A 21,670-nucleotide genomic window follows, 5' to 3' on the forward strand; every position below is an offset into this window, starting at 1 on the left:
GCAAAAAAAATCGCGGGATTATAACGCTTTTTGCCGTTAATGCCATACCCACAATGCTTGACGACGATCAAGCAAAGGGTTTAACCGTCCGTTACTGATTATAAATTAAAGGAAAAAATAAGCCCCGCAATTGCGGGGCCCGAAAGATGAACGATGAGGTCAGAGGGTTTCGCCGTTGCTGGCGATCACCTTCTGATACCAGTCGAAGGATTTTTTCTTACTGCGTTTTAGCGTGCCCTTCCCTTCGTTGTCTTTATCGACGTAGATAAAGCCGTAGCGTTTTTTCATCTCGCCAGTGCCCGCAGAGACCAGGTCGATGCAGCCCCACGGGGTATAGCCCATCAGATCCACGCCATCTTCTTCCACCGCCTTTTTCATTTCACGGATATGGGCAGCCAGATAATCAATGCGGTACTGGTCATTCACTGAGCCGTCGCTTTCCTGGACATCAATGGCACCGAAGCCGTTTTCAACAATAAATAGCGGCAGTTGATAGTGATCCCAGAACCAGTTCAGCGAGTAGCGCAGGCCCACCGGGTCAATCTGCCAGCCCCAGTCGGACTTCTGCACATACGGGTTGGAGACCAGACTGGTGGTTTCGTCATAGTCGAAACGCGGGTTATCTGCCGTGGCTTTCGTCGCGAAGGACATGTAATAGCTGAAGCCGATGTAATCCACGCAACCCTGCGCCAGCGCCGTGCGATCAGCGTCGGTAATATCCAGCGCAAAACCACGACGGGCAAAGTAGTTCAGCAGATGCTGCGGGTATTTTCCGCGCACGTGCACATCGGTAAACCAGTATCGGCGATGCATGGCATTCATTGCCATCATCATGTCATCCGGCGCGCAGGTCAGCGGATAAACCGGGCACATGGCGATCATGCAGCCAACCTGCAATGAGGGGTTAATTTCCCGTGCCGCTTTCACCGCCAGCGCACTGGCGACCAGCTCGTAATGCGCGGCCTGATACATGACCGGCTCGCGATCTTCACCCGGCTGGTACTTAAGCCCGGAGTTGGTGAACGGGGCGAAATCTTCGTGGAAGTTGGCCTGATTATTAATTTCGTTGAACGTCATCCAGTACTTCACTTTGTGCTGGTAACGCTCGAACGCCACTTTCGCAAACCGCACAAAGAAGTCGATCAGTTTACGGTTGCGCCAGCCGCCGTACCCTGTGACCAGATGATATGGCATTTCGAAGTGCGATAACGTCACGACCGGCTCGATGCCATATTTCAGGCATTCATCGAACAGATCGTCATAAAACTGCAGGCCCGCTTCATTCGGCGTCTGCTCGTCACCGTTGGGGAAAATACGCGTCCAGGCGATGGAGGTGCGGAAGCATTTGAAGCCCAGTTCCGCGAAGAGTTTGATGTCGTCTTTATAGCGATGATAAAAGTCGATCGCCTCATGGTTCGGGTAATTTTTGCCGGGTAATACGCCATCGGTGATTTCACGCGGCACGCCATGCGCCCCTGCGGTCATGACGTCGGCAACACTGACCCCTTTACCGCCTTCCTGCCAGCCCCCTTCCAGCTGATGCGCCGCAACCGCGCCACCCCATAAGAATCCTGCTTTGAATCCAGACATTCGCTTCCCCTCTTTTTACATCACAGAAACCGGTTTCAGTGATGATGTGCAAGCCGCTATGTTGTTGCAAGAATAAGAATGTACCCGGTTTCATTTTCGTGAACGGTATCAAGTTAAGCCACCGTAACGGTTGAAATTTCGCCTGAGTAAAAATGAACGTAAAGCAGGCTCGCAAACGTTTGCTTTGGCTGATAGAATGGCGCCGTTTTTTACTTCTATCTATCGCAAGCAAACGCGCGGAGATTTCGCTGTGACCGACAAAACCTCTCTTAGCTACAAAGATGCCGGTGTTGATATTGACGCAGGTAACGCACTGGTCGACCGAATTAAGGGCACGGTAAAGAAAACCCGCCGCCCGGAGGTCATGGGAGGGCTCGGCGGCTTTGGCGCGCTTTGTGCGCTGCCGCAGAAATACCGTGAACCGGTACTGGTTTCCGGCACTGATGGCGTGGGCACCAAACTGCGTCTGGCGATGGATCTGAAACGTCATGACACTATCGGCATCGATCTGGTCGCCATGTGCGTGAATGACCTCGTTGTGCAGGGCGCAGAACCGTTGTTTTTCCTCGACTACTACGCCACAGGCAAACTGGACGTCGACACCGCCGCCAGCGTGATTAACGGCATCGCCGAAGGTTGTCTGCAATCCGGTTGTGCGCTGGTAGGCGGCGAAACCGCTGAAATGCCGGGCATGTATCATGGAGATGATTACGACGTGGCCGGTTTCTGCGTCGGGGTGGTGGAAAAATCAGAAATCATTGATGGCTCAAAAGTCGCCGATGGCGATGTGTTAGTGGCGCTGGCCTCCAGTGGGCCACACTCTAATGGCTATTCGCTGGTGCGTAAGATTCTGGAAGTGAGCGACAGCAACCCACAGACCACGCAACTCGACGGCAAACCGCTTGCCGATCATCTGCTGGCGCCGACCCGCATTTACGTTAAACCGGTACTGGAACTGATCGAGAAAATCGATGTTCATGCTATCGCCCACCTGACTGGCGGCGGTTTCTGGGAGAACATTCCACGCGTCCTGCCGGATAACACCCAGGCAGTGATTGACGAATCCTCATGGCAGTGGCCAGCGGTGTTCCACTGGTTGCAGGCGAATGGCAACGTCAGCCGCCACGAAATGTACCGCACCTTTAACTGCGGCGTGGGCATGGTGATTGCGCTGCCTGAAGATCAGGCCGATAACGCCGTGACGCTGTTAAACGCGAAAGGTGAAAACGCGTGGAAGATCGGGTATATCAAAAAGTCCGATTCTGAACAGCGTGTGGTCATTGAGTAATGAAGAACATAGTTGTACTTATTTCCGGCAACGGAAGTAATTTGCAGGCGATAATCGACGGTTGTCAGCAGGGAAAAATCAACGGCACTCTCCGTGCCGTGTTCAGTAATAAGGCCGACGCGTTCGGCCTTGAACGCGCCCGTGAAGCTGACATTCCTGCCCACGCGCTGGAAGCCAGCCAGTTCGCCAGCCGGGAAGCGTTCGATCGCGAACTCATCCGCGAAATCGATATCTACACACCGGATGTCGTTGTGCTGGCCGGGTATATGCGCATTCTTAGCCCGGAATTTGTTGCCCACTACCAGGGCCGCTTGCTCAATATTCACCCGTCCCTTCTGCCGAAATATCCCGGGTTATATACTCACCGTCAGGTACTGGAAAACGGCGATGAAGAGCATGGTACCTCCGTGCATTTTGTCACCGATGAACTGGATGGCGGCCCGGTTATTTTGCAGGCCAAAGTACCGGTGTTTGAAGGCGATGATGAAGCGGATGTAACGGCGCGCGTTCAGGCCCAGGAGCACGCCATCTACCCGCTGGTGGTGAGCTGGTTTGTTGATGGCCGCCTGCAGATGCATGACAACGCCGCCTGGCTGGATGGCGCTAAGCTGCCTCAGCAGGGCTACGCCGCCGACGAATAAGCGTGGCATTGCCTCTTGTGCGGGTGCGGCAAGAGGCGTTTTCTGTTATTACCTTCCTGAATACCTTCTCTTTTTTGACCGCGCCATCACGTCCCGCCGGAAAACTGTCATACTTATCTGGCACATTGGACATCCTACAGTAAAGCTAGCAATATACGCGTTGAGACGGATTTGCCGCGTCCCGTGAATGAACCGGAGTGTGAGTAGTAATGGGCCAGGAAAAGCTATATATCGAGAAAGAATTAAGTTGGTTATCCTTCAACGAACGTGTACTCCAGGAAGCGGCTGATAAAAACAATCCGCTGATCGAGCGCATGCGCTTTCTGGGTATCTATTCCAATAACCTTGATGAATTCTACAAAGTCCGCTTTGCGGAACTCAAACGTCGCATCATCATCAGCGAAGAACAAGGTATTACCGCCCATTCACGCCATTTGCTGGGCAAAATCCAGGCCCGTGTACTGAAAGACGACCAGGAGTTCGATGGTCTGTACAATGAACTGCTGCTGGAAATGGCGCGTAATCAGATCTTCCTGATTAACGAGCGACAGCTCTCTGTTAACCAGCAGGAATGGCTGCGTCACTACTTTAAGCAGTACCTGCGCCAGCATATCTCCCCGATTCTGATTAACCGCGAAACCAATCTGGTGCAGTTCCTGAAAGATGACTACACCTATCTGGCCGTGGAGATCATTCGTGGCGACACTATTCGCTACGCGCTGCTGGAAATTCCGTCTGATAAGGTTCCGCGTTTCGTCAACCTGCCGCCGGAAACGCCGCGCCGCCGCAAGCCAATGATCCTGCTTGATAACATCCTGCGCTACTGCCTGGATGACATTTTCAAAGGCTTCTTCGATTATGATGCGCTGAATGCCTACTCGATGAAAATGACCCGCGACGCTGAGTACGATCTGGTGCATGAGATGGAATCCAGCCTGATGGAGTTGATGTCCTCAAGCTTGAAGCAACGTCTGACTGCTGAACCGGTGCGCTTTGTCTATCAGCGCGACATGCCGGACGCGATGGTGGATATGCTGCGCGAAAAACTCTCCATCTCCCGCTACGACTCCATCGTCCCGGGTGGCCGCTACCACAACTTTAAAGACTTTATTGGCTTCCCGAACGTCGGCAAGGCCAATCTGGTCAACCGACCGCTGCCGCGCCTGCGCCATCTCTGGTTCGACAAATTCCGCAACGGTTTTGACGCCATCCGCGAGCGTGACGTCCTGCTCTACTATCCGTACCATACTTTTGAGCATGTTCTTGAACTGCTGCGCCAGGCCTCGTTTGACCCGAGCGTACTGGCGATCAAAATCAACATCTACCGTGTGGCAAAAGATTCGCGCATCATTGATGCAATGATCCACGCCGCGCACAACGGTAAGAAAGTGACCGTGGTGGTGGAATTGCAGGCGCGCTTCGATGAAGAAGCTAACATTATCTGGGCGAAGCGTCTGACTGCTGCCGGCGTTCACGTTATCTTCTCCGCACCCGGGCTAAAAATTCACGCCAAACTGTTTCTGGTCTCCCGTAAAGAGGGAGAAGACGTAGTGCGCTATGCACATATCGGTACCGGTAACTTTAACGAGAAAACAGCCCGAATATATACCGACTATTCGCTGCTGACCGCCGACGCGCGCATTACCAACGAAGTGCGCCGGGTCTTCAACTTTATTGAAAACCCCTATCGCCCCGTCAACTTTGATTATCTGCTGGTATCACCGCAAAACTCGCGCCGCCTGTTGTATGAGATGATCGACAAAGAAATCGCTAACGCGCAGAACGGTCTGCCGTCAGGTATCACGCTGAAACTCAATAACCTCGTTGACAAAGGGCTGGTCGACAGGCTCTACGCAGCCTCCAGCTCAGGTGTACCGGTTAATTTGCTGATCCGCGGGATGTGCTCGCTGATACCGGAACTGGAAGGCATCAGTGACAACATTCGCGTGATCAGTATCGTTGACCGCTATCTGGAGCATGATCGCATTTATATTTTTGAAAACGGCGGCGACAAAAACGTGTATCTTTCTTCCGCCGACTGGATGACGCGCAACATCGATTACCGCATTGAAGTTGCCGCGCCGCTTCTCGACTCGCGACTGAAACAGCGTATTCTGGATATTATTGATATTCTGTTCAGCGATACGGTGAAGGCGCGGTATATTGATAAAGAACTGAGTAATCGCTATGTGCCGCGCGGCAATCGTCGTAAGGTGCGCGCGCAACTGGCGATCTATGATTATCTCAAATCCCTTGAACAACCCGATTAACCTATGCCCATACAAGATCACTCTCCGCGACCGCAGGAATTTGCTGCGGTCGACCTTGGCTCAAACAGTTTTCATATGGTCATCGCCCGCGTTGTCGATGGCGCGATGCAGATTATCGGTCGCCTGAAGCAGCGCGTACACCTGGCTGACGGCCTTGATGAAAATAACATGCTCAGCGAAGAAGCGATGGAGCGCGGGCTGAACTGCCTGTCGCTGTTTGCGGAGCGCCTGCAGGGTTTTTCCCCTTCCAGCGTCTGTATTGTGGGTACACATACGCTGCGTCAGGCACAGAACGCGGCAGAGTTCCTGAAACGCGCAGAAAAAGTGATCCCCTACCCGATCGAAATCATCCCAGGTAACGAAGAGGCCCGCCTGATTTTTATGGGCGTTGAGCACACGCAACCGGAAAAAGGCCGCAAGCTGGTCATTGATATCGGCGGTGGCTCGACGGAGCTGGTGATTGGCGAAGACTTTGAACCCAGGCTGGTGGAAAGTCGCCGTATGGGTTGCGTCAGCTTCGCACAGATGTACTTCCCTGGCGGCGTGATCAGCAAAGAGAATTTCCAGCGCGCACGCCTCTCCGCCATTCAGAAGCTGGAAACACTCTCCTGGCAATACCGCATTCATGGCTGGAACGTTGCGCTGGGCGCATCCGGTACCATCAAAGCCGCGCATGAAGTATTGGTGGAGATGGGCGAAAAAGACGGTTTCATCACCCCGGACCGTCTGGATATGCTGGTGAACGAGTTACTGAAGTACAAGAGCTTCGATACGCTCAGCCTGCCGGGACTCTCCGACGAACGTAAAGCGGTATTTGTACCGGGGCTGGCTATCCTTTGTGGCGTGTTCGATTCGCTGGCAATCAAAGAGCTTCGCCTGTCTGACGGCGCCCTGCGTGAAGGCGTGCTGTATGAAATGGAAGGCCGCTTCCGTCACCAGGACATTCGCAGCCGTACGGCGCAAAGTCTGGCGAATCAGTACAATATCGACCGCGACCAGGTAGGGCGTGTGCTGGATACCACAATGCAGATGTACGATCAGTGGCAAGCGCAGAACCCGAAGCTTGCGAATCCACAACTGGCGGCGCTGTTGAAGTGGGCAGTGATGCTCCATGAAGTGGGGCTGAACATCAACCACAGCGGCATGCACCGCCACTCGGCCTACATCTTGCAAAACAGCGATCTGCCTGGCTTTAACCAGGAACAGCAGACGCTGATGGCGACGCTGGTACGTTGCTGCCGCAAAGCCATTAAGCTTGATGATCTCCCGCGCTTTACGCTGTTTAAAAAGAAACAATTCCTGCCGATGATCCAGTTGCTGCGTCTTGGCGTACTGCTGAATAATCAGCGTCAGGCGACGACCACGCCGCCGGTGCTGACGCTGAAAACGGAAGCCCATCACTGGACATTATGCTTCCCGCACGACTGGTTCAGCCAGAACGCGCTGGTGCTGCTCGACCTCGAAAAAGAGCAGCAATACTGGGAAGCGGTTACCGGCTGGGTGCTGAAAATCACTGAGGAAAAGTCACCGGAGATCGCGGCTTAAGCGACCTCCGCCTGTTCCTGCGCACTGGCAACCAGATTTTCCAGCCGATCTGGTTTGCCAATGCTGTACCCTTGCAGATAATCAATCCCCAGCGAGATCGCCGCGTCGCGAATGTCGTCGGTCTCAACAAATTCAGCCACCACCTGCATTTTCTTCATCCGCGCAAGCTGACAAATCGACGCCACTATCTGGTAGTCCAGGCTGCTGGAAACGATATTGCGAATAAAGCTGCCATCAATTTTGAGCATGTCGGCATCAACATCTTTTAACCGCGTGTAGCTGGCATAGCCGGTGCCGAAATCATCAATCGCCACCCGACAGCCCATCTGTTGCAGATAGCGCATGGTCTGCCGCGCCTGCTCAGGGTGCGGAATGGACTGACTCTCCGATAGTTCAAATATCAGCTGCCACGGCTCGATGGTGTATTTTTTCAATAGATTAAGCACGGTGTTGTGAAAATCAGCACCGCAGGCAGTGGATGGCGTAATATTCAGAGAAAAGCGCAGGCCTGGCAACGACATACGGTTGCAGTTCATAAAATCGAGCGCTTTCTCCAGTACCCATAAATCAATACGCGACGACAGCCCGAACTCCTGTGCTACCGGCAGGAAAGCATCAGGGGTAATCAACTGGCCGTCAGCGTTCTCCATACGTAACAGGATCTCGTAGTAGTTATCACCACGCACGCCGACAATCGGCTGCGCCATCAGCCGGAAAAGATTACGCTCAAGCGCATGCTGGATCTGATTCATCATAATGACTTTGTCTTTCAGCCCCTGCTGCAGATGCATCGCACCACGGCGTTGCAGGCTTTCAGGGTGCGAGGTGCTCAGCGACAGATCAGCAATCGTACTTAACTCACCTAACAGTAAAGAGAGGTGCGTTACCGGCGAACGAACATAGCAGTAGCTGATGCCAATCGGCGGCTGGAGTGGAATACCGTCCCAGTTGAAACGGAACTGTTTTGCCCGCTCGTCCAGCGTTTCGATACGCCGCTGGTAGCCTTCGGTATTGAGACGGATCACGAGATCGTGCCCTGAGAGCTGATATACATCTTCATCGATAAGCAGAACATCCTTCAGCCACTCGGCAAGTTTTTGCTTGTACTGGATCCGCATCATCACGCCATAGTGACGTCCAAGCACCTCCAGCTCAGGTACCCGCAAAAAACAGAGCACAGACCAGGGCGTCTCCGTCAACGCACGACTCAGGGCGCGAAGATTCGGCATATGAACCACCGGATCAAGATAAGCCATCCGACGGGCGCGCTGATGAACCAACCGCTGGCGCGTGGAGAGCATCGCCATATAGACGACGATAAACGAGAAGACGAGATAACTCGATGAGGTAATCGCTAACTGATTGCTGTAGCCCGGATAGACCGGCAAATAACGATAATGAAAATGGATGGCGACGATCAGGACAGGCGTCCAGATGAGCGACATGAAGCGGTAGCCGAAACGCATCGAACCCCAGAGCATCACCGGCAACAATAACGACAGTGTATAGTTGGTGCTGAATATCGTGCTGTTGTCATTCATCGGTCGTAACAGCATCAGCAACAACACCACAAGCGCAACCCACCACACGATACCTTCCGGCCATCTGATTTTTGGATCAATTTGACGACGTAACTGTGAAACATAGCTATGTATATGGCGTGGGTGACGGATAAGCCGAATAAGGAGATAACACAGCGGCACGCCGGTAAAACAGCCCACCAGTAGCGCCTGATAGTTAATGATTGTCCGCAAACTCAGCGGGCTGACGCCTTCCATCTCAAGCCGACTTGTTTGCAGGCCGAGGTAAACGGAAAATTGAAACAGCACCAGAAAGAGGGTCGCCGGAAAAAACATCTGCCAGAAAACCCGTTGCGCCATCAGCCGCACCGTGCCATGTGAGACCATATAACGCCGGGGAACACAGGCGCGATATCCGCCCCAGCTCAGGATTATCGGGATCAGAAAGTTGAAAATTACCCCTATGGCCTCGACAGGCGGCATGTTCCTCGCGATATGCAACCAGAGCGCGACAATCATGCCTGGCAAGGCAGCCCAGCCGAAAAACAGCATCAGGCTTAACATTAGCGCCAGCGGCAGGTAATAAAGTGCGACGTCGCGACCATCCAGCGAAGCAAATGTATTAGCGATATTAATGACTGGAAGTAACAGGACGGGGATAAACAGCGGCAGCGCCCACCATTTATCTCTGTATTTTTTGTAGCGTGTATACAAGCTCATTGATGCTCGAGAGAGTACCCTGGTTCCTGAAGGGATATTCAGACAGGCATCCAACCTGGCCATACCTACCGCGCAACGACTGTCAGCGCGGGACCGAGGGAAGAGTTTAGTGAGCTGCCGGGCATGGTGGTTGACTTAAATCAAATAATCATCGACAGGGAACCACTATTAGACTTTTTCTTGCGGTAGCCCCGGCTTCATTATAGAGGGCATGAACACATTCTTATTTTATATAACACTGGTTAATGTTTAAGCTGACGCAAGTTTACACTTCCCTTGATTGACCCTCGCGCCGCGCTGTGCCTTAATATATTCACCGCCCCAATTGTGGGTATATCTGAAGGAACCCTTTGTGAGCCAGGCCACCAGTATGCGAAAACGACATCGATTTAACGGTCGAATGACGCGGATCGTACTCCTTATCAGTTTCCTCTTCTTTTTTGGCCGCTTCGTCTACTCCTCCATCGGCGCCTGGTACCATCATCAGGACAAAAAAGAAGCGCAGCAAACCAGCCTGACCTCCGAAGCCCCTGTCCAGCAACAGCGCTAATTGCCGCCCCTTTGTTACCGATGCACTAAAATCACAAATACCCCCGTTTTCATCATCCTCAACAAAAGGAAAGAAGATGGCTGTATTACGCATTGTCGCCAACCTTGCCACGGCAGATCCCCAGATTGCGCGATCGTTCTATGAACGGTTGCTGGGAATGGACATTGTTATGGATCATGGCTGGCTCCTGACGTTTGCCAGCGACGCAAAGGCGCGGACGCAGGTCAGCGTGGCGTGCGAAGGCGGTTCGGGAACCCCGGTTCCTGAAATATCCGTTGAAGTCGATAACGTGGATGAACTCTACGAACGCGCTCAGGCGGAAGGTTTTGAGATTGTGTATCCCATCACTAACGAACCCTGGAATGTGCGTCGCTTCTTTGTGCGCGATCCGCTGGGCAAGGTGGTGAACATTCTGTCGCATAAGGCATGAAAAGAAAAAGCCCGCAATAATGCGAGCTTTGTATTTCAGGCAATTAATAGCGGGCTTATTCCCACTCAATCGTCGCTGGCGGCTTACCGCTGATATCATAAACGACACGTGAAATACCATTCACTTCGTTGATGATTCGGTTGGACACGCGGCCAAGGAAATCGTACGGCAGGTGCGCCCAGTGGGCGGTCATGAAGTCGATGGTTTCGACCGCACGCAGTGAGACGACCCAGTCGTATTTACGGCCATCACCCATCACGCCAACGGAACGAACTGGCAGGAAGACGGTGAACGCCTGGCTGACTTTGTCATACAGATCCGCTTTGCGAAGCTCTTCAATGAAGATAGCATCCGCACGACGCAGCAGGTCGCAGAATTCTTTCTTCACTTCGCCCAGCACGCGAACGCCGAGACCCGGCCCCGGGAACGGGTGACGGTACAGCATGTCATACGGCAGCCCCAGCTCCAGCCCAATTTTGCGCACTTCGTCTTTGAACAGCTCTTTCAGCGGTTCGACGAGGCCCATCTTCATCTCTTTCGGCAGACCGCCGACGTTGTGGTGAGACTTAATGACGTGCGCTTTACCGGTGGCAGACGCGGCGGATTCAATCACGTCAGGGTAGATTGTGCCCTGCGCCAGCCATTTAACGTCTTCCAGTTTAAAGGCTTCTTCATCGAAGACTTCAACAAAGACACGGCCGATGGTTTTACGTTTCGCTTCCGGATCATCAATGCCCGCCAGCGCGCTCAGGAAACGCTCTTCCGCCGGAACGTGAACGATGTTGAGACCAAAACGATCGCCAAACATGTCCATCACCTGCTCGGCTTCGTTCAGACGCAGCAGACCGTTATCAACGAAAACACAGGTCAGGTTTTTACCGATGGCGCGATGCAGCAGCATGGCGGTCACGGAGGAGTCCACGCCACCAGACAGGCCGAGGATCACTTTATCGTCACCCACCTGCTGACGGATGCGTTCTACCGCGTCGTCGATGATTTTTGCTGGTGTCCACAGGGCTTCACACTGGCAGATATCGCGAACAAAACGCTCCAGCATGCGCAGCCCCTGACGGGTGTGGGTCACTTCCGGGTGGAACTGTACGCCATAGAAGCGTTTTTCTTCGTTAGCCATAATGGCAAACGGGCAGGTTTCGGTGCTGGCAACAGTCACGAAATCTGACGGAATGGCGGTGACTTTATCACCGTGGCTCATCCATACATCCAGCAGCGGTCGGCCTTCGGCGGTCAGTGAATCTTCGATGCCGTGGATAAACGCGCTGTCCGTTTTTACTTCAACCTGCGCGTAACCAAACTCACGCTCGTTGGAAGCTTCAACATGGCCGCCCAGTTGCATTGCCATGGTCTGCATGCCATAGCATACGCCGAGAACCGGGACGCCTGCATTGAATACGTATTCCGGCGCGCGCGGGCTGTTATGTTCGGTGGTGCTTTCCGGGCCGCCGGAAAGAATGATGCCGCTGGGGTTGAAGTCGCGGATTTGCGCTTCGGTGACATCCCATGCCCACAGTTCGCAGTAGACGCCTAATTCGCGTACGCGGCGGGCAACCAGCTGAGTGTATTGAGAGCCAAAGTCGAGGATAAGAATGCGATGTTTATGAATATTGTCGGTCATTGACGGTTGTTCCGGGCAAATGGCAATGAGTGAAAGTAAGCGCCCGGTGAAAGCACCGGGCGCAGAAATCATTAAGAACCGAGGCGGTAATTCGGGGATTCCTTGGTGATGGTCACGTCGTGAACGTGGCTTTCCTGGATACCCGCTCCGCTGATGCGTACAAATTCCGCTTTGGTACGCAGCGCGTCGATAGTACCACAACCGGTCAGCCCCATACAGGAGCGCAGGCCGCCCATCTGCTGGTGAATAATCTCTTTCAGGCGACCTTTATAAGCCACGCGTCCTTCGATACCTTCCGGGACCAGTTTGTCAGCTGCGTTGTCGCTCTGGAAGTAACGGTCGGAAGAGCCTTTGGACATCGCACCGAGTGAGCCCATCCCGCGGTAGGATTTGTAAGAACGGCCCTGATACAGTTCGATCTCACCCGGGGATTCTTCCGTACCCGCCAGCATGGAACCGACCATCACTGCGGCAGCGCCAGCAGCAATCGCTTTGGCAATGTCGCCGGAGAAGCGAATACCGCCATCGGCGATAACCGGAATGCCGGTGCCTTCCAGCGCTTCCACCGCGTCGGAAACGGCGGTGATTTGCGGAACACCTACACCAGTAACGATACGGGTAGTACAGATGGAGCCCGGGCCGATACCGACTTTCACAGCGCTCACGCCAGCTTCCGCCAGCGCACGTGCGCCTGCACCGGTGGCAACGTTGCCGCCGATGATTTGCAAATCAGGATATTTCGCGCGGGTTTCGCGGATGCGCTGCAGAACACCTTCAGAGTGACCGTGTGAAGAGTCGATGAGCAGCACGTCAACGCCTGCCGCCACCAGCGCGTCAACACGCTCTTCGTTACCGGCACCAGCACCGACCGCCGCGCCAACGCGCAGACGACCATGCTCGTCTTTACAGGCGTTAGGTTTACGTTCTGCTTTCTGGAAATCTTTTACCGTGATCATGCCGAGCAGATGGAAGTTATCATCAACCACCAGCGCTTTTTCGATGCGGCGCTCGTGCATTTTCGCCAGTACCACTTCACGGGTCTCGCCTTCACGCACAGTCACCAGACGCTCTTTCGGCGTCATGTAGACACTGACAGGCTGCGTCAGGTCGGTCACGAAACGCACGTCACGGCCAGTGATGATGCCGACCAGTTCGTTGTCTTCGGTGACAACCGGGTAGCCTGCAAAGCCGTTAATCTCGGTCAGCTCTTTCACTTCACGCAATGTGGTGGTTGGCAGAACCGTTTGCGGATCGGTGACGATGCCAGATTCATGTTTCTTCACCCGGCGAACTTCTTCCGCCTGGCGTTCGATGGACATGTTTTTGTGGATAAAGCCAATGCCGCCTTCCTGCGCCAGCGCAATAGCCAGGCGCGCTTCCGTGACGGTATCCATCGCGGCGGAAAGCATAGGGATGTTCAGACGAATTGTCTTCGTCAGCTGCGTGCTGAGGTCGGCAGTATTCGGCAAAACAGTGGAGTGAGCGGGAACGAGGAGGACGTCGTCAAACGTCAGTGCTTCTTTGGCGATACGTAGCATGGGCAATATCTCTACCTGGGTGATATTAAATATTGCCGTGGCATTATACAGAGCGTAACCGATTGCATCCACACTTTTTTGCAAATAAAGCTTGCGCTCCCCTGCCAGCGGGTTACTATCGACTGAATAACCTGCTGATTTAGAATTTGATCTCGCTCACATGTTACCCTCTCAATCCCCCTCCATTTATACCGTCAGCCGCCTGAATCAATCGGTGAGGATGCTGCTGGAAAAAGAGATGGGGCAAGTGTGGATCAGCGGCGAAATCTCCAATTTTACTCAGCCCGCCTCCGGTCACTGGTATTTCACGCTAAAAGATGACAACGCCCAGGTGCGCTGTGCGATGTTCCGCAACAGCAACCGCCGGGTGACGTTTCGCCCTCAGCATGGCCAGCAGGTGCTGGTGCGCGCGAATATTACGCTGTACGAGCCTCGCGGCGATTACCAAATCATTGTTGAAAGCATGCAGCCCGCCGGGGAAGGTTTGCTTCAGCAGAAATACGAACAGTTGAAAGCGGCGCTCAGTGCCGAAGGGCTGTTCGATCAACATTTCAAAAAAGCACTGCCCTCACCCGCTCACTGCGTCGGGGTGATCACCTCCAGAACCGGCGCGGCGTTGCATGATATTTTACACGTTCTCCAGCGCCGCGACCCGTCACTGCCGGTCATCATCTACCCGACTGCGGTACAGGGAGACGACGCGCCCGCGCAAATCGTCCGCGCCATTGAACTGGCGAATCGCCGTCAGGAGTGCGACGTGCTGATTGTCGGGCGCGGGGGCGGTTCGCTGGAAGATTTGTGGAGCTTCAACGACGAACGCGTGGCGCGCGCCATTTTCGCCAGCCTGATCCCGGTCGTCAGCGCCGTCGGCCATGAAACCGACGTCACCATCGCCGATTTTGTCGCTGACCTGCGTGCACCCACACCGTCTGCGGCGGCGGAACTCGTCAGCCGTAATCAGCAGGAACTGCTGCGCCAGATCCAGTCTGGTCAGCAACGGCTGGAAATGGCGATGGACTACTACCTCGCACACCGTCATCGCCGTTTCACACAACTGCACCATCGCCTGCAACAGCAACATCCACAGCTGCGCCTTGCACGCCAGCAGACGGTACTGGATCGCATGCGTCAGCGCATGCGTTTTGCCCTGGAAACGCAGCTTAAACGCGCCACTCAGCGGCAACAGCGCATGGTCCAACGGCTGACTCAGCAGGATCCGCAGCCGCGTATTTTCCGCGCGCAGGCACGTGTCCAGCAACTGGAATACCGGCTGGCGGAAAACATCCGCGCTCGCCTTAGTACCACGCGTGAACGCTTTGGCAATGCGGTCACGCATCTCGAAGCGGTCAGCCCACTCTCCACGCTGGCGCGCGGTTACAGCGTGACCACCGCACCGGATGGCAAAGCCGTCAAACAGACGAAACAAGTCAAAGCGGGCGATCAACTGACTACCCGCGTGTCTGATGGCTGGGTGAAAAGTGAAGTCATCACCGTTGAGACGGCGCCAAAACCACGTCAGCGGAAGAAAGGGTAAATCTCGCATACACTGAACACTGTTTCTTTTTTTATTCGGCTTTGCCAGAACAAAGGAGAGCAGCATGAAAGCAACCCACTTCTACAGTGTTATTCCCCCCTACATTCTGCGCCGTATTATTGATCATGGTTCCGCCCCGCAGCAGCAGTGCGCTCGTCAGACCCTGACGCACGTCCAGACGTTAATGGCGCATATGCCAGGAAAACCTGTCGCGCCACACGTCAGCAAGGCGGGTCAACTTGAGCGCGATATTTACGATGCTAAAAACACCCAGGATCTGCCCGGCACACCGGTGCGCAGCGAAGGGCATCCGTCTAATGGCGATGTTGCCGTTGATGAGGCATACGATTACCTCGGCATCACCCATGAATTTTTCTGGCAACACTACAAACGCGATTCACTCGACAACAAAGGACTCATTCTGACCGGTACGGTCCATTACGGGCGTGAATATCAGAACGCATTCTGGAACGGACAACAGATGGTCTTTGGCGATGGTGACGGCGAGATCTTTAACCGCTTTACCATCGCGATTGATGTGGTGGCGCATGAACTCAGTCATGGCGTGACGGAAACCGAAGCCGGGCTCATTTATTTCGAACAATCCGGCGCACTGAACGAATCGCTGTCCGACGTGTTTGGTTCGCTGGTGAAACAATACCATCTTAAACAACGTGCCGATGAGGCTGACTGGATCATCGGTGAAGGGCTGCTGGCGAAAGGCATCAACGGCAAAGGGCTGCGCTCGATGTCGGCGCCGGGCACAGCGTATGATGACCCGCTGTTAGGCAAAGATCCGCAGCCTGCCCATATGAAAGACTTTATTAAAACCCGCGAAGATAACGGCGGCGTGCATCTTAATTCCGGTATTCCTAACCGGGCCTTTTACCTGGCAGCTACCGCACTGGGCGGTTATGCATGGGAAAAAGCGGGATACGCCTGGTACGACACTGTCTGTGATCGCGCCCTCGCCCAGGATGCGGATTTCATCGATTTCGCGAAGCTGACCATCAGCCACGGCGAGAAGCGCTCCGGAAAAGAGACAGCCGCCGCGATCGAACAGGCGTGGAAAACCGTGGGGGTAATGTAAATGCAGATACCGGATCTGACCGATGATGCGGTCATTGAACTGGCGCGTGAAGGTGGCGTGGCGTTTATTCCCAGGCTCAGCGGTCAGCGCCGGATCACCCTCGCCTCACTGGCGCCTGCTCAGCGGCAGCGGGTGATTGATATTCTTCAGCAATCAGCACCACGCGGTATAGCGCCGGGGCAACCCGAATCGCCGGGACGCGGCGATCAGCGCTATTTCCGCATTCAGATAATCTGGACGCAGCATAATCAGGCGCAATACGCCGATATTATTATTCTGGTGCCGGAACAGGAGGCCCCGCCATCACTGGTGGACCTCTGGCAAAAGGGGGAAGATTGCGTCTGCGATTAAGCGCTCAGCGGCACGAATTCAACGCGTTTTTTTGAAATGAGACCGTGACCGTTCTGGCAGAAGTAATCGACCGCGCCACAGGCTTTCAGCACGTCCAGCGGCTTGTGGCACTCCGGGCAGCGCGCTTCGACTGGGATGTCTTTATCGCAGGTAACGCAGTGCGCCACGCCGTTGTTCAACTCAAGCAGGTTGTGGCAGGTCGGGCAGTTGAGTTCCATTGTTACTCCTCACTTTTCCCTGGTCACCAGCCCTCTCCTGATTGAGAAGGCTGGCAGGGGATGGTTACTTACTTTTCTTGATGTGCTTAATCAGACGCTTACGCTTACGCATCTGATTCGGCGTCAGCGTGTTGCGCTTGTTGGCAAACGGGTTATCCCCTTCCTTGAACTGAATGCGGATAGGCGTGCCCATCACGTCCAGCGATTTACGGAAGTAGTTCATCAGATAGCGCTTGTAAGAGTCCGGCAGGTCTTTGACCTGGTTACCGTGGATCACCACAATCGGCGGGTTGTAACCGCCCGCGTGTGCGTATTTCAGCTTCACGCGACGACCGCGTACCAGCGGCGGTTGATGATCGTCTGCCGCCATGTTCATAATGCGGGTCAACATGGCTGTGCTGACGCGACGCGTGGAGCTGTCATAGGCTTCACGCACTGACTCAAACAGGTTACCCACGCCGCTGCCATGCAGAGCGGAGATAAAGTGAACGCGGGCGAAATCAATAAAGCCCAGACGGAAATCAAGCGTCTCTTTGACCTGCTCTTTCACTTCCTGGCTCAGACCATCCCACTTGTTAACGACAATCACCAGTGAGCGCCCACTATTGAGGATAAAGCCCAGCAGCGAGAGATCCTGATCAGAAATGCCTTCACGGGCGTCAATCACCAGCATCACCACGTTGGCGTCTTCAATTGCCTGGAGTGTTTTGATTACCGAGAATTTCTCGACCGCATCAGTGATTTTGCCACGCTTGCGCACGCCGGCGGTGTCGATAAGCACATATTCGCGCTCATCCCGTTCCATCGGGATATAGATGCTGTCGCGTGTGGTGCCCGGCATGTCGAAAACCACCACGCGTTCTTCACCAAGAATGCGGTTAGTTAGTGTTGACTTACCGACGTTCGGACGGCCCACAATCGCCAGCTTAATTGGCAGATCCTGTGGGTTGAAATCGTCTTCCGGCTCTTCTGCTTCTTCGCCGCTTTGTTCTGCTTCGAACTGCGCCCAGTAAGCGGCGTCTTCGTCGACTTCTTCCGCAGGCTCGACATCTTCCATCCACGGCAGCAGCACATGCTCCAGCAGGCTGGCGACGCCACGACCGTGAGACGCGGCAATCGGGTGGATTTCACCAAGCCCCAGCGACCAGAAGTCCGCCACGGCCTGATCCGGGTCGATACCGTCGGTTTTGTTCGCCACGAGGAAGGTCGGTTTTTCACGGGAGCGCAGATGTTTAGCAATGGCTTCATCCGCTGGCATCAGGCCAGCGCGGGCATCGACCATAAACAGCACCACATCAGCTTCTTCAATCGCCAGCAGCGACTGTTCCGCCATGCGGGTTTCCACGCCCTCTTCGTTGCCGTCAATACCGCCTGTATCGATACAGATAAACTCACGGCCTTCCACTTCAGCACGACCGTATTTACGGTCACGAGTCAGACCCGGAAAATCCGCAACCAGCGCGTCACGGGTACGCGTCAGGCGGTTGAAAAGCGTGGATTTTCCTACGTTAGGGCGCCCGACAAGCGCGACCACAGGTACCATGTTAAATGCCTCTTCAATTCTAAAAACAGTAAAACGGCCCCTGACTGAACAGGAGCCGTTTATTACATATCACTACGACTGACTTAACGCGTAATCGCGTACAGCGTGCCGTCTTTCGCCTGGATTAGCAGTTTGCCGTCTGCCACAACAGGATCGGTCAGGAAGCCGGAGCTGTCGACCTTCTGCTGCGCCACAAAGCGGCCATCCTGCGGGTTGATCCAGTGCATATAGCCTTCGCTGTCGCCGACAACCAGGCTGCCGTTATACAGCACCGGCGCGGTCAGCAGACGGTGCAGCAGATCGCTCTGCGTCCACAGCGTCACGCCACCGTCAGTGGTCAGCGTCAGCAGGCGGTCGTTCTGATCGACCATATAAATACGGTCGCCATCGACGATAAAGTCATTTACCGAGCCCAGTTCACGTTTCCACATGATCTGGCCGCTGCGCAGATCCAGCGCAGTCAGGTTGCCGTTGTAGGCCAGCGTATAGACCACGCCTTCAACCACAATCGGGGTGGTGTCGACGTCGCTCAGGCGATCGATTTCCGTCGCCCCAGTCGCCTGGGAAATACGTTGTTGCCAGATGATCTGACCCTGTTGCATCAGCACGGCGCTGACGCGGCCGTTATCACCGCCAACAATCGCGGCGCCGTAGGCGGTCGCAGGCGCGGATTCACCACGCAGGGACAGAGACGGCATATCAAGGTTAACGGTCCATTTCACGGCACCGTCGCTTTCGTTCAGTGCCTGCAACTGACCGTTGCTGGTGTGTACCAGTACCAGGCCATCGCTGACGACCGGACGAGAGAGCGCTTCACCCGCGACCACCGTTTCCCATGCTACGGTGCCATCGCTGGTATTCAGGGCATACACTTTCGCTTTTTCACTGCCCACATACACATGGCCACCGGAAACGGTCAGCCCGCCAGAAAGCAGTGCCGGCGCATGCGAGAACCAGCCATCTTTTTCTGCCAGATTCACTGACCAGACTTCACGCCCATCATCTATGTTCACCGCTTTCACGGTACCTTTGCGATCAGCGGCATAAACCACGCTGTCCGCATAAGCCGGATGGAGGTTAGAGTAGAAGTCACCAATCCCGCTACCCACCGAGGTGTCCCACGCGGTGGACGGGGTAAACTGGTTTTCAACCGTTGGCAGCGGAGACATTTTGACAACGTCTTCTTCGCTGTTAAATAACGAGCAACCACTCAGCAGAGTCACTGAAAGCAGTCCTGGCAAAAGTAATTTACGCAATTGCATCGCGTCCCTCTCAGATGGACAAATTATTTATTTTCATGCGCATCATCTCGCTAAGCGCGGGTGAAGCATCGCTCTTAACGCCCGCTTCCCACGCGGTACGCGCTCCTTGCTTATCGCCTTTGCTCAGCAGAATTTCACCGCGCAGATCCGCGACGATAGCCGTCCAGCCTTCGCCTTTGATGCCATCAAGGGTTTTCAGCGCGGCATCCGGCTGTTTCAGCTGAAGCTGAAGACGAGCAAGACGCATGTTAATAACCGATTTAAGGTTATCATCAGCGGCGGCAGCCAGACCCTGCTGTAACTGTTTTCCTGCTTTATCGAGCTGGTTTGCATCGACATACTGTTGCGCCAGCTCCAGAGAAGCAAACGCGCCGTAAGTATTTTTCGTTTCAGCCGCAAATTTTTCCGCTGACGCGATAGCTTCCGGCTTACCAGAATTCAGCGAAGAGACCGCATTTTCATAGGCCAGCGATGCGCCTCTGGCCGTTTCGATCTGATGGGAGGTCCAGTAGCGCCAGCCAACCAGCGCGCCTACCCCGAGTATCACTCCAACCGCCAGTGCCTTACCGTTCTCCGCAAAGAACCGTTTAAGTGCATCAACCTGGTCGTTTTCGTTATTGTAAATTTCCACGCAGTCCTTCTCCTGAATGATATTTCCCGGGAGATTAGCCCAGTAGTGTCCGCAAATATTCCGCAACGCTATCCTGCGCAACAGTCGTTTGCTCACCTGAGCGTAAATCTTTCACCACAACGGTATGTTCTGCAATCTCAGATTCACCCAGCACCAGTGCGACGCGAGCGCCCCACTTGTCTGCACGGGCAAACTGCTTCTTGAAGTTGCCGCCGCCATGGTTAGTCATCAGTTTAACGCCTTTGTTCGCATCGCGGATCTGTTCTGCCAGACGCATAGCGGCTGACTGAGTATTTTCTCCGGAGGCGATCAGGTATATATCGACAACAGGATCAGCTTTAAATTCCGGGTTAACAGCCTGAACCAGTAAAACTAATCGCTCAAGGCCCATCGCAAAGCCAACGCCCGGGGTGGCGCGACCACCTAACTGCTCAACCAGACCATCATAACGCCCACCGGCGCAAACCGTGCCCTGCGAACCCAGGCTATTGGTGACCCACTCAAAAACCGTACGGTTGTAGTAATCCAGACCGCGCACCAGACGCTGATTCACGGTATAGGTAATACCGGCATCGTCGAGGAATTTACACAGCCCGGCAAAGTGTTCTTTAGATTCGTCGTCCAGGTAATCGCCCAGCGCAGGCGCGTCGTTCAGCAGCGCCTGGACGTCCGGGTTTTTCGAATCCAGCACGCGCAACGGGTTGCTGTACATGCGGCGTTTACTGTCTTCGTCAAGCTTCTCGGTGTGCTGTTCCAGATATGCCACCAGCGCGTCACGGTAATTCGCGCGTGCTTCCAGTGAGCCGATGGAATTCAGCTCGAGGCTGACATCACGGGAGATCCCCAGCGCGCGCCACCAGCGTGCGGTCAGCATGATCAGTTCGGCGTCGATATCCGGGCCCTGCAGGCCAAACACTTCGCAACCGATCTGATGGAACTGGCGATAGCGCCCTTTCTGCGGACGCTCGTGGCGAAACATCGGCCCGATGTACCACAAACGTTGTTCCTGATTGTACAGAAGACCATGTTCGATGCCGGCGCGTACACAGCCCGCAGTACCTTCCGGACGCAACGTCAGGCTGTCGCCATTACGATCTTCGAAGGTATACATCTCTTTTTCGACGACGTCGGTCACTTCACCAATCGCGCGTTTGAATAACGGGGTCTGCTCTACAATCGGCAAACGGATTTCACTGTAACCGTAGCTGCCGAGCACCTCTTTCAGTGTGCCTTCAATGCGCTGCCAGATGGCGGTTTCGCCCGGCAGGTAATCGTTCATGCCGCGAATGGCTTGAATGTTCTTTGCCACGTTTATT

At 54.4% G+C, this 21,670-nt stretch carries 18 protein-coding genes; 9 read left to right on the forward strand and 9 right to left on the reverse strand.

Annotated elements, in window-relative coordinates:
- Positions 1-159 precede the first annotated feature (159 nt).
- Positions 160-1,590 carry a 6-phospho-beta-glucosidase gene (locus GTGU_RS11590; protein ID WP_038157010.1) on the reverse strand — a complete coding sequence of 477 codons (1,431 nt, stop codon included), beginning with the start codon at positions 1,588-1,590 and terminating at the stop codon, positions 160-162.
- Positions 1,591-1,840: 250 nt separating this feature from the next.
- Between GTGU_RS11590 and purM the strand changes: the two genes are divergently transcribed.
- The 4 genes from purM (at position 1,841) to ppx (ending at position 7,334) form a co-directional block, all read left to right on the forward strand.
- Positions 1,841-2,878 (forward strand): phosphoribosylformylglycinamidine cyclo-ligase, encoded by a 1,038-nt coding sequence (purM, locus tag GTGU_RS11595; protein ID WP_038157244.1) that lies wholly within the window; start codon positions 1,841-1,843, stop codon positions 2,876-2,878.
- Positions 2,878-3,519 carry a phosphoribosylglycinamide formyltransferase gene (gene purN / locus GTGU_RS11600; RefSeq protein ID WP_038157013.1) on the forward strand — a complete coding sequence of 214 codons (642 nt, stop codon included), beginning with the start codon at positions 2,878-2,880 and terminating at the stop codon, positions 3,517-3,519. The genes purM and purN overlap by 1 nt, the downstream gene beginning before the upstream one ends.
- A gap of 209 nt (positions 3,520-3,728) precedes the next feature.
- Complete coding sequence (gene ppk1 / locus GTGU_RS11605) at positions 3,729-5,789, forward strand: polyphosphate kinase 1 (protein WP_038157016.1); 2,061 nt, start codon at positions 3,729-3,731, stop codon at positions 5,787-5,789.
- A gap of 3 nt (positions 5,790-5,792) precedes the next feature.
- Positions 5,793-7,334, forward strand: a complete 1,542-nt coding sequence (ppx, locus tag GTGU_RS11610; RefSeq protein WP_038157018.1) for an exopolyphosphatase — start codon at positions 5,793-5,795, stop codon at positions 7,332-7,334.
- Here ppx and GTGU_RS11615 read toward each other — a convergent pair.
- Positions 7,331-9,574, reverse strand: coding sequence for a bifunctional diguanylate cyclase/phosphodiesterase (locus tag GTGU_RS11615; RefSeq protein WP_038157021.1), 2,244 nt, complete (start codon positions 9,572-9,574; stop codon positions 7,331-7,333). The two genes, ppx and GTGU_RS11615, sit on opposite strands and share 4 nt — an antisense overlap.
- Before the next feature lie 352 nt (positions 9,575-9,926).
- Between GTGU_RS11615 and GTGU_RS11620 the strand changes: the two genes are divergently transcribed.
- Positions 9,927-10,124, forward strand: a complete 198-nt coding sequence (locus GTGU_RS11620) for a YfgG family protein (RefSeq protein ID WP_038157023.1) — start codon at positions 9,927-9,929, stop codon at positions 10,122-10,124.
- 76 nt (positions 10,125-10,200) lie between these two features.
- A complete protein-coding gene (locus GTGU_RS11625) occupies positions 10,201-10,554 on the forward strand; it encodes a VOC family protein (protein WP_038157026.1) in 354 nt (117 codons plus the stop codon).
- A gap of 55 nt (positions 10,555-10,609) precedes the next feature.
- Here the strand turns inward: GTGU_RS11625 and guaA are convergent, their stop codons facing one another.
- Together guaA and guaB are read right to left on the reverse strand one after the other, a co-directional pair.
- A complete protein-coding gene (gene guaA, locus GTGU_RS11630) occupies positions 10,610-12,187 on the reverse strand; it encodes a glutamine-hydrolyzing GMP synthase (protein ID WP_038157246.1) in 1,578 nt (525 codons plus the stop codon).
- Positions 12,188-12,258: 71 nt separating this feature from the next.
- Positions 12,259-13,725: an IMP dehydrogenase gene (gene guaB / locus GTGU_RS11635; RefSeq protein ID WP_038157029.1), complete on the reverse strand. Its 1,467-nt coding sequence runs from the start codon at positions 13,723-13,725 to the stop codon at positions 12,259-12,261.
- 160 nt (positions 13,726-13,885) lie between these two features.
- Between guaB and xseA the strand changes: the two genes are divergently transcribed.
- The 3 genes from xseA (at position 13,886) to GTGU_RS11650 (ending at position 16,700) form a co-directional block, all read left to right on the forward strand.
- The gene (gene xseA, locus GTGU_RS11640) at positions 13,886-15,259 is read left to right on the forward strand and encodes an exodeoxyribonuclease VII large subunit (protein ID WP_038157032.1); all 1,374 of its coding nucleotides are present in this window, start codon (positions 13,886-13,888) and stop codon (positions 15,257-15,259) included.
- Positions 15,260-15,323: 64 nt separating this feature from the next.
- A complete protein-coding gene (locus tag GTGU_RS11645; protein WP_038157035.1) occupies positions 15,324-16,349 on the forward strand; it encodes a M4 family metallopeptidase in 1,026 nt (341 codons plus the stop codon).
- The gene (locus GTGU_RS11650) at positions 16,350-16,700 is read left to right on the forward strand and encodes a protealysin inhibitor emfourin (protein WP_038157037.1); all 351 of its coding nucleotides are present in this window, start codon (positions 16,350-16,352) and stop codon (positions 16,698-16,700) included.
- Here GTGU_RS11650 and GTGU_RS11655 read toward each other — a convergent pair.
- From GTGU_RS11655 to hisS, 5 genes are all read right to left on the reverse strand, one after another.
- The gene (locus tag GTGU_RS11655; protein ID WP_038157039.1) at positions 16,697-16,918 is read right to left on the reverse strand and encodes a zinc ribbon domain-containing protein; all 222 of its coding nucleotides are present in this window, start codon (positions 16,916-16,918) and stop codon (positions 16,697-16,699) included. The genes GTGU_RS11650 and GTGU_RS11655 overlap by 4 nt on opposite strands.
- Positions 16,919-16,982: 64 nt before the next feature.
- Entirely contained in the window at positions 16,983-18,461 is a 1,479-nt protein-coding gene (gene der / locus GTGU_RS11660) for a ribosome biogenesis GTPase Der (RefSeq protein ID WP_038157041.1), read from the reverse strand.
- 83 nt (positions 18,462-18,544) lie between these two features.
- Positions 18,545-19,723 carry an outer membrane protein assembly factor BamB gene (bamB, locus tag GTGU_RS11665; RefSeq protein WP_038157043.1) on the reverse strand — a complete coding sequence of 393 codons (1,179 nt, stop codon included), beginning with the start codon at positions 19,721-19,723 and terminating at the stop codon, positions 18,545-18,547.
- Positions 19,724-19,733: 10 nt separating this feature from the next.
- Positions 19,734-20,354, reverse strand: a complete 621-nt coding sequence (locus GTGU_RS11670; RefSeq protein ID WP_038157045.1) for a YfgM family protein — start codon at positions 20,352-20,354, stop codon at positions 19,734-19,736.
- A 34-nt stretch (positions 20,355-20,388) separates the two neighbouring features.
- Positions 20,389-21,663, reverse strand: coding sequence for a histidine--tRNA ligase (gene hisS / locus GTGU_RS11675; protein WP_038157048.1), 1,275 nt, complete (start codon positions 21,661-21,663; stop codon positions 20,389-20,391).
- Between the last annotated feature and the right edge of the window lie 7 nt (positions 21,664-21,670).

The organism is Trabulsiella guamensis ATCC 49490 (genome assembly GCF_000734965.1).
In the GTDB taxonomy this organism is placed as follows: Bacteria; Pseudomonadota; Gammaproteobacteria; order Enterobacterales; family Enterobacteriaceae; genus Trabulsiella; species Trabulsiella guamensis.